This window comes from Paraburkholderia lacunae (assembly GCF_003353175.1).
In the GTDB taxonomy this organism is placed as follows: Bacteria; Pseudomonadota; Gammaproteobacteria; order Burkholderiales; family Burkholderiaceae; genus Paraburkholderia; species Paraburkholderia lacunae.
Window position 1 is genome coordinate 21,175 of the sequence record NZ_QHKS01000023.1, and the last position, 12,280, is coordinate 33,454.

At 62.8% G+C, this 12,280-nt stretch carries 10 protein-coding genes; 1 reads left to right on the forward strand and 9 read right to left on the reverse strand.

Going from position 1 to position 12,280, the window contains the following annotated elements; all coding sequences use genetic code 11:
* Positions 1-101: 101 nt before the first annotated feature.
* The 6 genes from DLM46_RS28410 to urtA all read right to left on the reverse strand — a co-directional run bounded on the left by DLM46_RS28410 (position 102) and on the right by urtA (position 6,936).
* The gene (locus tag DLM46_RS28410) at positions 102-983 is read right to left on the reverse strand and encodes an urease accessory protein UreD (RefSeq protein WP_115105944.1); all 882 of its coding nucleotides are present in this window, start codon (positions 981-983) and stop codon (positions 102-104) included.
* Between the two features lie 105 nt (positions 984-1,088).
* Positions 1,089-1,781, reverse strand: coding sequence for an urea ABC transporter ATP-binding subunit UrtE (gene urtE, locus DLM46_RS28415; protein WP_115105947.1), 693 nt, complete (start codon positions 1,779-1,781; stop codon positions 1,089-1,091).
* 98 nt (positions 1,782-1,879) lie between these two features.
* Positions 1,880-2,743 (reverse strand): urea ABC transporter ATP-binding protein UrtD, encoded by an 864-nt coding sequence (gene urtD, locus DLM46_RS28420; RefSeq protein WP_115105949.1) that lies wholly within the window; start codon positions 2,741-2,743, stop codon positions 1,880-1,882.
* A complete protein-coding gene (urtC, locus tag DLM46_RS28425; protein ID WP_115105951.1) occupies positions 2,740-3,924 on the reverse strand; it encodes an urea ABC transporter permease subunit UrtC in 1,185 nt (394 codons plus the stop codon). The genes urtD and urtC overlap by 4 nt, the downstream gene beginning before the upstream one ends.
* A gap of 1 nt (position 3,925) precedes the next feature.
* Positions 3,926-5,551 carry an urea ABC transporter permease subunit UrtB gene (urtB, locus tag DLM46_RS28430; RefSeq protein WP_115105953.1) on the reverse strand — a complete coding sequence of 542 codons (1,626 nt, stop codon included), beginning with the start codon at positions 5,549-5,551 and terminating at the stop codon, positions 3,926-3,928.
* A gap of 86 nt (positions 5,552-5,637) precedes the next feature.
* Complete coding sequence (gene urtA / locus DLM46_RS28435; RefSeq protein ID WP_115105956.1) at positions 5,638-6,936, reverse strand: urea ABC transporter substrate-binding protein; 1,299 nt, start codon at positions 6,934-6,936, stop codon at positions 5,638-5,640.
* Between the two features lie 350 nt (positions 6,937-7,286).
* On the opposite strand from urtA, the gene aptA reads away from it, so the two are divergent.
* Positions 7,287-8,618, forward strand: coding sequence for an omega-aminotransferase AptA (aptA, locus tag DLM46_RS28440; protein WP_115105958.1), 1,332 nt, complete (start codon positions 7,287-7,289; stop codon positions 8,616-8,618).
* Between the two features lie 305 nt (positions 8,619-8,923).
* Here the strand turns inward: aptA and DLM46_RS28450 are convergent, their stop codons facing one another.
* The 3 genes from DLM46_RS28450 to DLM46_RS28460 form a co-directional block, all read right to left on the reverse strand.
* On the reverse strand, positions 8,924-10,144 hold the full coding sequence (locus DLM46_RS28450) for a DUF3443 domain-containing protein (RefSeq protein WP_244306402.1): 1,221 nt from the start codon (positions 10,142-10,144) through the stop codon (positions 8,924-8,926).
* A 225-nt stretch (positions 10,145-10,369) separates the two neighbouring features.
* A complete protein-coding gene (locus DLM46_RS28455; RefSeq protein WP_115105966.1) occupies positions 10,370-10,828 on the reverse strand; it encodes a DUF2844 domain-containing protein in 459 nt (152 codons plus the stop codon).
* A 171-nt stretch (positions 10,829-10,999) separates the two neighbouring features.
* Positions 11,000-12,277: a DUF3443 domain-containing protein gene (locus DLM46_RS28460; protein WP_115105968.1), complete on the reverse strand. Its 1,278-nt coding sequence runs from the start codon at positions 12,275-12,277 to the stop codon at positions 11,000-11,002.
* Between the last annotated feature and the right edge of the window lie 3 nt (positions 12,278-12,280).

Sequence of the window (12,280 nt, forward strand, 5' to 3'; positions counted from 1 at the left end):
CGTTGACGGGGTGATGCACCGAAAACGAGCATTGTTGCGCGTCAGGATGGTGCGCGCATGGGCTTACGACGGTGAAAGACTGTGAGTGGTGTCGGGAAGTACTAGGTCGACCAGATCCGCAGCGGCACCGCCTCGACCCCATGCACGACAGGCCGCAATTGAAGCCAGCATTGAGTCAGAGTCCGCTGCAGCGTTTCCATGGAGCGAGCAACGGCGCGCACGATCAAGACCCCGGATGTGACACAGGAAGCCCCGGCGCGCAGCGCATCGTCAAACGGGAGTTGGGCAGTCAGCGCTTCAGCAAGCGCATCGTCACAAGCGGGCCCGACGGCCCACAACGTCCCGTACGCCGGAAACCCATCGAGCCCTTGCGCGGCATCCCGCAGCGGATCATCCGCTGCAAGACTCGCGCGTTCGAACCAGAGCAGCTGACCATCCGCGCCGACGATCCGCGATACAGCGCGCAGCCGCCCAGCCGACCACCGTTCACCGGCAGCTTGCCGTCCAAGCTGCGTCGCATCCCACCCGATCGCGGTAGCGCCATCGGCAAGGGTCAGCGTGAATTCAAGCTGAGCGTTCGCGCTATCGAACACGATATTGTTCTGCGGCAGCCAATCGAGCCGTGCGTGGGCGCCGACTCGCACGTCGATAGTCTGCTGCGCCGCGCGTCCATTGGACTTGTACCACTTGGTCGCGCCGGGCGTCGTCAGGACGGCATGCGTACCGGCGCCAAGCTCGACATCGATATCGAGCCGATCGCCGCCCGCGATCCCGCCTGGCGGATGCACGATCACCGCATGACAGATCGCATTGCCTTCCGGGTAGAGCGGCCGTTGCACGCGCAACGGCCCGTCGTGCCGGCGGTGAGCGAGCGTGGTCCGCTCGCCGTGTTTGACGAAGCCGAGTTCGAGACGTGCGCGCCATTGCGAGTGCGCCGTGTTTTGCGCGGCGGCGAGCGTGACGTGATTTTCGTGAAGCGACATGCGAATGGACGTATTGGGAGCGGGCGAGCCGTCGCGCGTCGAGCGGCGCTCGACGCGTTGCCGTAGTGATGCGGCGAGAATATCACGCTGCGGCGGGTGTTTTTATCAGACGGCGATGAGGGCGCGTACGCCGTCCGAGTCCATATTGGCGCCTTCGCCGCCCGCGATGATTTCTCCGCGGCTCATGACCCAATAGCGATCGGCGATTTCCTTGGCGAAATCGTAATACTGTTCGACGAGCAGGACGGTCATGCCCATTTCTTCGACTAGCTGACGCAGTGTGCGGCCGATGTCCTGGATGATCGACGGCTGGATACCTTCGGTGGGTTCATCGAGGATCAGCAATTGAGGCTCGCTCATGAGGGCACGGCCTATTGCGAGCTGCTGCTGTTGACCGCCCGAGAGGTCGCCGCCGCGGCGGGTGCGCATATCTTTTAGTACTGGGAAGAGGTCGTAGATGCGGTCGGGGATTTTTTTGGGGGCTTTTTTGCTCGCTGCGCCTACCAACAGGTTTTCTTCGACTGTCAGCCGGGGGAAGATGTCACGGCCTTGCGGGACGTAGGCCAAGCCTTGTTCTACTCTCGAGTAAGTTGGGAGTTTTGTGATCGGCGTTCCACGCCAGGCGATTGAACCGCTCCTGGTTTGAACGACGCCCATCAGGCATCTGAGCAGCGTGGTTTTGCCTACGCCGTTGCGGCCCAATAGGACGGTTAGCTTGCCGTCCGGCACGGTCAGTTTCACATCTCGCAGGATGTGACTGCCGCCGTAATATTGGTTCAGGTTTTCTACTTCTAACATTTGGATCGTTCCTCGGATTCTGGGCGGCTTTTGTTTTTTGCCTTTGGCAACGCCGTAGACACACAACCCGTGCCGCCGCCAAAGGCAAAAAAACCAGGTCACCTCCCTAGGTACGACTCGATGACCGTCTCGTCCTTCTTGACTTCCTCAAGCGTGCCATGAGCAAGAACCCGCCCTTCGGCCATTACAGTAACCTTCCCGGTATCACCAGACAGGGCTGCAACAAACTCCATATCGTGCTCCACAACCATCATCGAACACGTCCCCCGCAGATGATTGAGCAACTCAGCCAACTGCATGGTCTCGTCATCAGTCATCCCAGCCGCAGGCTCATCGAGCAAAAGCAGCGCCGGCTGCTGCATCAGCAACATCCCAATCTCGAGCCGCTGTTTCTGCCCATGCGATAACTCACCGGCAAGCCGTCGAGCCTCGCTCTCCAGCCCAATCAAAACCAACGTCTCTTCAATCCGGGCCTGCGCCTCGCGATCCAACCGGGCGCGTAAAGAAGCCCACCATCCCTTGTCGGCCTTCATCGCCAACTCGAGGTTCTCCCACACAGGATGCTGCTCAAAAACAGTCGGCTTCTGAAACTTCCGCCCAATGCCGGCACGCGCAATAGACGGCTCGTTCATCCGCGTCAGATCGAGCGACTGCCCCAGAAAAACCTTGCCGGAATCCGGCTCGGTCTTCCCGGTGATGACATCCATCATCGTCGTCTTGCCCGCGCCATTCGGACCGATGATGCATCGCAACTCCCCCGCATCGATCGACAAGGTCAGCGCGTTCAGCGCGCGAAAACCATCGAAACTGACGGTCACGTCTTCGAGGTACAGAATCGTCCCGTGCGAAATGTCGATCTCGCCAGGCACCACCGCGCGCCCCATGCTGGCGACGCCGCTCAACGAGCGTTCAGCGGGCTCTTCAGGCAATGCAAGATCAGGAACCATCGGGTTTTCGTTCATGAACGGTTCCTCTTGCGCGTGACGAGTTCGATCAGTCCCATCATGCCGTTCGGCAGCAACAAGGGCACCAGCACGAAAATCAAGCCAAGAAAGAACAGCCAGTATTCAGGAAAGTTCGCCGTGAAAAAGCTCTTCGCGCCATTCACAGCGAACGCGCCGATGATCGGTCCGATCAACGTGCCGCGCCCGCCCACGGCGACCCAGATCGCCATTTCAATCGAGTTGCCGGGCGACATCTCGCCCGGATTGATGATGCCGACCTGCGGCACATACAGCGCGCCCGCAATCCCGCACAACACGGCGGATACGGTCCACACGAACAGCTTGTACGCCAACGGGCTGTAGCCGAGGAACATCAGGCGCGTCTCGCCGTCGCGCACCGCAGTGACCACGCGGCCGAGCTTCGACGCGACGATCGCCCGCGCGCCGATAAACGCGAGAATCAACACGGCGAAGGTGATCAGGAGCAGGGCGGCGCGCGTGCCCGGATGCGTGATCGGAAAGCCGCCGATGCGCTTGAAGTCGGTGAAGCCGTTGTTGCCGCCGAAGCCGGTTTCGTTGCGATAGAACAGCAGCATCGCGGCGAAAGTCATCGCCTGCGTGATGATCGACAGGTACACGCCCTTCACCCGCGAACGGAACGTGAAGAAGCCGAACACCCACGCGATCACCGCCGGCACCAGCACCACCAGCAGCAGCGCATAGCCGAGATGCTGGGTGCCTTGCCAGTACCAGGGCAGTTCATGCCAGTCGAGAAACACCATGAAGTCGGGCAGGTCGCTGCCGTATTTGCCTTCGTGGCCGATCGCGCGCATCAGGTACATGCCGATCGCGTAGCCACCCAATGCAAAGAACAGTGCATGCCCAAGACTCAGAATGCCGCAGTAACCCCACACGAGATCGAGTGCGAGCGCGGCGATCGCGTAGCACATGAACTTGCCGGTCAGCGTCATCGCGTAGGCCGACAGATGGAACGCGCTCGTCTCCGGCACCGCCAGCGCGGCGAACGGCACGCCGAGGCCGAACACGACGATCAGCGCGATCAGCGCGAGCCACGCACGCCGCGACAGTAGCGCGGGACGCGGCGGCAAGCCGAGCGCGAAGCCGGACTGCGCTTCGCGTCCGGCGCCCGTGCCCGTACTGGACGGCGAAACGTGAGCCGGGGTAGTCGCAGACGTCATCTCATGCCTCCGCGCTACGGCCCTTGAGGGCGAACATGCCCTGCGGACGCTTCTGGATGAACAGCACGATCAGCACGAGCACCGCGATCTTCGCGAGCACCGCGCCCCAGAACGGTTCGATCGCTTTGCTGACGAGGCCGAGCCCGAAGCCGCCGATCACGGTGCCGGCCAGTTGGCCGACGCCGCCGAGCACCACCGCCATGAACGAATCGATGATGTAGCTCTGGCCGAGGTCCGGGCCGACATTGCCGATCTGCGACAGCGCACAGCCGCCCAGGCCCGCAATGCCCGCGCCGAATGCGAACGCATAGGAATCGACCCGCGCCGTCTTCACGCCGACGCACGCTGCCATGCGCCGATTCTGCGTGACGGCGCGCACGAACAGACCGAGGCGCGTCTTCGTCAGCACGGCCCACGCAATGCCGACGACGATCATCGAAAACGCCAGAATCGCGAGACGGTTGTACGGCAAGATCAGATTCGGCAACACCGTCACGCCGCCGCTCATCCACGCCGGATTGACCACCTGCACGTTTTGCGCGCCGAACAGCATGCGGGTTGCCTGAATCAGAATCAGGCTGACGCCGAACGTGGTCAGCAGCGTTTCGAGCGGACGGCCGTACAGGTGCTTCAGAACCAGCCGTTCGAGCACGATGCCGACCAGGCCGGCCGCCACGAACGACGCGGGCACCGCGAGCAGTGGATACCAGTCGAACGAGCCGGGCGCATAGCGCTGGAACAGGTTCTGCACGACGTAAGTGGCGTACGCGCCGATCATCAGGAACTCGCCGTGCGCCATGTTGATGACGCCGATCAGCCCGTACGTGATCGCGAGGCCCAAGGCGGCGAGCAGCAGCACGCTGCCGAGCGACAAGCCGGCGAACAGCGTGCCGGCGATCTGGCTGCGGCGCTGGATCGCGTCGAGTGCGTCGATGCCGCTTTGCGCGGCGGCGCGAACGCGGTCGTCGGTTTCGTTGAAGGTGCCGTCCGGCTTCTTCGCGACGAGCGGGCGCAGCAGCTCGTTCATGTCGAGATCGTGCCGCGCGGCGACCAGTTGCACCGCTTCGAGCCGCCTGGCCGGATCGGTATCGTGCAAGGCGGTCATCGCCCAGAGCGTGTCCAGACGCTTCTTCAGCGCCGGGTCGGTTTCTTTCGCGCGAGCGGCGTCGACGAGCGGTTTGATCGACGGATCGGGGTTTTGCAGCAGCGCGGTAATCGCGGCGGCGCGCGTGGCCGTATCGGGCGAGTCGAGTTGCAGGCCGGACAGCGCGCCGGCTACCTTCGAGCGCAGCAGATTGTTCAGCGTGACCGGTTGCGCGTCGCCCGCGGCGACGGTCTTGCCGGTGACGGCGTCGCGCGCGGTGTCGCCGTCTTGCAGCAGCACGGCGCCGGCATCGGTGGCGAGCGCGCTGTCTTCGGACAGCGCCTTGAGCACCGCGAGCGATTCTTTGTCGTGATTGGCGATCAGCTTGTCGATGGCCGCGGATTTCGCGTCGAAGTCGTCGCCGGCGAGCGGCGCGACATCGGCCGGGCTCAGCGCGAAGGCGGCAAGCGGCGCGCTAGCGAGGAGCGCAAGCCCCAGGCTGCCGATGCCGCGCCGCGCGAACTTCAGGAATGAAAACGCCATGGTGGCCTTTGAAGAAGAACCGGCGGGGCGGCGCGGCATCGCGGATCAGTACCGATGCCGCGCCGTCGTATCGCTGCGTCGTCCCGTCAGGCAACCCGCGAGCGCTTGAGGAACGCCGGAATCGAACTGACGACGTCCGGCTTGCCCGCATTGCCGGCGATGAACGGGCTCCACGGCTGCGCGCGAATCGCGGTCTTGGTGCGCCATACCACGTTGAACTGGCCGTCGGCACGCACTTCGCCGATCATCACAGGCTTGTGCAGATGGTGATTGCCGTCCATCTCGAGCGTGAAGCCCGACGGCGCGACAAACTGCTGGCCGACCATCGCGACGCGCACCTTGTCCACCTCGGTGCTCTTCGCCTTCTCGACGGCCTGCTTCCACATATGGATGCCGACGAAGGTCGCTTCCATCGGATCGTTGGTCACGCGCTTGGCGCCGCCCGGCAGGTTGTTCTCTTTCACCCATGCGGCCCATTGCTTCTTGAACTTCTCGTTGGCCGGATTGCGCAGCGACATGAAGTAGTTCCACGCCGCGAGATTGCCGACCAGCGGCTTCGTATCGATGCCGCGCAGTTCTTCTTCGCCGACCGAGAACGCGACCACCGGCACGTCCGACGCCTTCAGCCCCTGGTTGCCCAGTTCCTTGTAGAACGGCACATTCGAGTCGCCGTTGACGGTCGAGATCACCGCGGTCTTGCCGCCCTGCGAGAAGGTCTTGATGTTCGCGACGATGGTCTGATAGTCGCTGTGGCCGAACGGCGTGTAGACCTCCTGAATGTCCGCTTCCTGGACGCCCTTCGACTTCAGGAACGCGCGCAGGATCTTGTTGGTCGTGCGCGGATAGACATAGTCGGTGCCGAGCAGGAAGAAGCGCTTGGCACCGCCGCCTTCCTTGCTCATCAGGTATTCGGTCGCTGGAATCGCTTGCTGGTTCGGCGCGGCGCCCGTGTAAAACACGTTGCGCGACATTTCCTCGCCTTCGTACTGCACCGGATAGAACAGGAGGCCGTTGAGTTCTTCGAATACCGGCAGCACCGATTTGCGCGACACCGAGGTCCAGCAGCCGAACACCACGGCGCACTTCTCCTGGGTGATCAGCTGGCGCGCCTTCTCCGCGAACAGCGGCCAGTTCGACGCCGGGTCGACCACCACCGGCTCCAGCTGACGCCCCATGACGCCGCCGTTCTTGTTGATGTCCGCGATGGTCATCAGCGCGGTGTCCTTGAGCGAGGTCTCCGAGATCGCCATCGTGCCCGACAAGGAGTGCAGAACGCCTACTTTGATCGGACCGCTGCCGGATTGCGCCTTGGCAAACGGAACCTGACCTGCGAGCGCCAGTGCGCCCGACATGGAGCCAAACTTCAACAGACTACGACGTTTCATTTATAACCCCTTGCCATGGATGGTGAGTGTTTATGGGCGTCGATTTCAGCCAGCAGGGCTTGTCCCGCATGACTTGCCGCTTGTGTACTGCAAGGCACATGCCAGGCGGTAAATCCGGTGTGAACTTCGCGCCTTGCGCGCTGCGGCGCGGTGGCCGGGCATGGGCGTTATGCGTTATGCGGTGCGAAAGTGGTGCAAACATGGTCGCCTCGCCTCGTTGCGGTGCGTGTCGCGCTGCAACGAAGCGTGCCGATCCGCCAGCGGGCGAGCGCGGTGCACGAGCGCCGCCCCTTTGTGCATGCGTTGCGCTCTGCCTACACTGGAAGACCACCCACGCGAGGAGACCCGACATGAAAGAGCGCGCCACCGCCAATCCACCCGATATGTCCGCGTTCTGGATGCCCTTCACCGCGAACCGCCAGTTCAAGAGCGCGCCACGGCTGCTTTCAGGCGCGAAGGGGATGTACTACACGTCGCACGATGGCCGGCGCATTCTCGACGGCACTGCGGGCCTTTGGTGTGTCAACGCCGGGCACTGCCGCGACGAGATCGTGGCCGCCGTGCAGGCACAGGCCGCCGAAATGGATTTCGCCCCGACTTTCCAGATGGGGCACCCGAAGGCTTTCGAAGCCGCCACCAAAATCGCGCGCCATACGCCGGGCGATCTGAAGCACATCTTCTTCGCGAACTCGGGTTCGGAGGCTGTCGATACCGCGCTGAAAATCGCCCTCGCCTACTATCGCTCGCGTGGCGAAGGGCAGCGCACACGCTTTATCGGCCGCGAGCGCGGCTATCACGGCGTCGGCTTCGGCGGTATTTCGGTGGGCGGCATTGCGCCGAACCGCAAGGCGTTTTCAGGCGGGCTGCTGCCCTCGGTCGACCATCTGCCGCATACGCTGAACATCGAGGAAGCAGCGTTCTCCAAAGGACAGCCGGCGTGGGGCGCCCATCTCGCCGACGAACTGGAGCGGCTCGTCACGCTGCACGATGCATCGACGATTGCCGCGGTGATCGTCGAGCCGGTGGCCGGTTCCACCGGCGTGCTGATTCCGCCGCAAGGCTATTTGCAGCGGCTGCGCGAAATCTGCGACAAGTACGACATCCTGCTGATCTTCGACGAAGTGATCACCGGCTGGGGGCGCCTCGGCGCGCCGTTCGCCGCGCAGTACTTCGGCGTGACGCCCGATTTGCTGACGATGGCCAAGGGCACCAACAATGCCGCCGCGCCGATGGGCGCCGTGGCCGCCAGCGCGAAGATTCACGATTCGATCGTGAACGGCGCGCCGGCCGGCATCGAACTGTTTCACGGCTATACCTACTCGGGACACCCGATCGCAGTCGCCGCGGCGTGCGCGACGATCGATCTGTACGAGCGCGAGCAGCTATTCGAACGGGCCGCGCGGATGGCGCCGGTCTTCGAGCAGGCGATACACAAGCTGCGCGGTGAGCGGCATGTGATCGACGTGCGCAATCTTGGGCTCGTGGGTGGCGTGGAGCTTGCGCCGCGTGCGGGTGCGCCCGGTGCGCGTGCCTATGATGTATTCGTCCGATGCTTCGAGAAGGGCGTGCTGACGCGCTATACGGGCGACATTCTGGCGTTCTCCCCGCCGTTGATCGTCGAGGAGGCGCAGATCGAGGAGATCTTTGCGACGGTGGCGCAGGTGTTGAAGGAGACGGATTAGGGGGAAGCGGCCTTGCGGCGGCAAGACGGTCCGCAAGATATGTGGTCGGCGCTGTGAGGCACCGACCGCTTGTGTGATTCAAGTTCGTGCGATGACCGGTTATCAGAAGGCGACGAACGGCCCTGCGCGAGACATGCCTTTTTTCTTGTCCCCCATGGGGACTTTCTTCGCCGCCTCTCGCTGAATTCTGACTTCCATGGTAGCGGCGAGGGACGCGCGAGGCACCCTGAGGCTCTCCCGTTCCTTGCAACAGGGGACGTATGACGGTGTTGCGGTGGCCTGCTGCACCGCGAGCGACTCATGTGTCACTTGTGCCCTGTCGTGGAAAGTGAGAATGCGATAAACGGTCCGTTTTGCGTGCCGACTTTGGCAGTGCTGAGCGCGGTGTATACATCGCGGCCGTAGAAGAACGGCAGACCCCAGAGAAACGCCCACTCGGCCCAATACGCGCCAAGGTTGTTATAGGCGGCGTACTGGTTCGCCAGCAGATTTGACGCATTGGCAATCAAGAAAGACACCGGAAGAACCGTACCGGTTTTGTCGACGGCGGAATAGTCAATGGAATACCACATGGCGGACAGGTTGAGCGTAGTCGGCGGCACGTAAAAGCCGCTCCAGTTCACCAGCGTCGCCGTATCCGGGAACAGAAGGACATTGGTTCCGCTATCGACATAGCTCGTGAGGGTGCGCCCCTGGTACACAGTGCTGAAGACGCCACTGCTGTTCACCTTCAAAACGTTGGCTGTTGACGGCAGCGCGTTGTTTTGCCGGGTGCCGATGCCGAACACCAGTTCGCCCGTGGCCGTTGCCTGGCCGCTTGCTGGCAACGCGGGCAGGCGGATGATTGTGCCGTTGTTGTCCGACGTGAAATTGGCGACGGGATTCATGACTTGCGTGTCGAGCGGCACGCGCGCGCTGGTGCATGATCCCGTGGACGGACAATAGTAGTAGGTAGCCGACAACGCGGATTGTGCTGCGAGCGGGAAGTCGGTCAACGCAGGGCTGATGCCGACGACGCCGTTGGCACCGAGCGTGGCTACCGTACTGCCGATGTTCTTGATGCCGCGCGACGCGCAATCCGACGGTATGGTGGGATACGCAGCGTCGCTGATCACCTGGATCGGCAGATTACCGGCCGTCTTACTGCCGATCGTTACATCGGCACGTTTGATCGAACCCCACGCGTAACCCGACCCGAACGTCGCGCATTGGGTGATGGGCGCGGCACCGGTCGGGTCGTTAGACGCGCCGGATTGTGCTGTCAACCGGCCTGCGAGCGCCGAGCCCAGCGCACTGGCCATTACGCGTACGCCTGATGACCCGGTGTCGAGCAGCATGTGATCGATGGTTGCGCATTGATTTGCACCTTGCACGCCGGGGATGCATAGGGTGACGGTCACGTACGGCATGTTGACTTCGGCGCCCGGCATCGTGCGATCGACGACGATTGGGGCCGTGTTGGTGTCGCCCACTGGAGCCGGAGTTGGACTCGGTGTCGGACTCGGGCTCGGGCTCGGCGTAGGCATCGGTGGGGGCGTAGGACTCGGGCTCGGCGTAGGCGTCGGTGAGGGCGTAGGACTCGGACTCGGCGTTGCCGGTTTTTCGTTATCTTTGGTCGCGTTCGAGTTGCCGTCATCGCCACCGCCACCACCGCAGGCTGAAAGAGCCAAACTGGCCGTTAGCAACGCGAAGCAAAGTTTCTTATTGAGGGTCTTCATGTTTCTTGTGTTCCGTGAAATCGATGCGCCGTGTCACTGCAGATCGTCAGCACGGACATTGACGGGTACGAGGTGCGGCAGAACGGCCTTGCCGAAGAAGTCTCCTGCCCGTCCTGCGGACTCGATATGAAAATCGCCGTTGCGTTCGATCAACGGGCCGGTGCCACGCGCGCGTCCTGTGCCGGCCGCGACTGCGTTCGGGAAGTAACTGCCGAGGAGCGCGACCATGTCGGGGCGCACCGGGCCCTGCCACGTGACGGCAAACACGACATTAGTAGGCAGTACGTATTCACGGATCGTGACACCGTCGGCGTCACGCGATTCACGCACGGTATATGCCGCGACGGATGAGGAAGAGGAGGCAGGCGCTGTCGATCGGAGCAAGGACTTTGGGGTCGCACCCGCACCCGGTGCGCCGCCCAACGCCGCATACGACGCGGACGCGAGCGGTAGCCATGCCGCGGCGGCCAGCACGATCTTTACAAATCTCATCAAATTGCTCCACAAAAAAGGTCGGAGCATGTTGCCCGCGGGCTATCAATGAGAGTGTCGGAGAAGTCTCAACGGGAGATCGGAAATGCCGCCATGGTGCCACTCCCTGGCATAACGAAAAACGAAACGGCGCCTCGCGGCGCCGTTTCCTCCTCGATACAGCAACGGTCTTCAGAACGCGACAAACGGCCCGGTTTGCGTGCCCACCGTGGCGCCTTCTAGCACGGTGTATACGTTGCGGCCGTAGAAGAACGGCAAGCCCCAGAGGAACCACCTCGAGACGGGGGCGCCGATGTTGTCGTAGGCCGCATAGTTGTTTGCCATCAAGGTCTGCGCGTTGCCGATCGAGAATGGCACCATGATCGGCGTGCCGGCGCCGCTCGTGGCTTGCATCGTCGCCGAAAGACTGAGCGCACTCGACGGTGCGTACCATGCATACGCGCCTTCGCCTGTGGTAGGAATCGTGGCATCGTCGAAGGCGAATCCATTGGTGCCGCTGTCGATTGCGCTGGTGGTGAACACGCGTCCCTGATACCGAGTCGTGAAGTAGCCGTGCTGGTCGACTGCCACGACGTTTGCGTCGGTGGGCAGCATATTGTTCGGCTGGGTACCGATACCGAACACCAGTTCGCCGGTGACGCTGGCCTGGCCGCCTGCGGGCAGCGCAGGCAGGCGGATCACCGTGCCATTGTTATGGGTAGCGAAAGCGGCGACAGGATTCATCACCTGGCGGTTGACTGGCACCGTCGTGCCGACGCATGAGTTGGCGGACGCACAGGCATAGTAGTTCGCAGGCAGCACGGTTTTCGCGGCGTCCGGATAGTCGCGCACGCCATGGCCGATACCGATGATGCCGTTGGCGCCGAGCGCCTGGGCGCTGCTGAGATCAGGGCCGCCGTTCGACATGCAATCCGACGGTGTCGCATACGAGCCGTCGCCGATCAGTTCGAGCGGAATATTGCTCGCCTTCGTGTTGCCGATCGTCACGTCAGCGCGCCTGACCGAACCCCATGTGAAACCGGAGGCGAACTGCGCACATTGCGCGAGCGGTGATTCGCTCGCTTGCTTGCTGTCGGACGTGGTTTGCAGCAGCAACTGGGATCTGAGCCTGGGGCTGACCGCGCTCGCCATCACGCGCACGCCCACCGAGCCGGTGTCGACCAGCATGTGGCCGACGGTCTCGCATTGGCTGCTGTCCTGCTGGCCGGGGCCGCACAGCACAATGGATACGGTGGGCATGTTGATGCTGCCCATCGAGGCATTGATGACGATCGGCACCGCATTGCTATTGCTATTGTCGATCGGCGGTGACGGAGGATTGGGCGTGACTGGCCGCTCGACGGATGGGGTTTTCACGCTGGTGTTGCTATCGCCGCCACCGCCGCATGCGGAAAGCGCGACGCCAACGGCGACCATCGCGACCCAGAGTGTCTTGCTGGAGGTCTTCATACT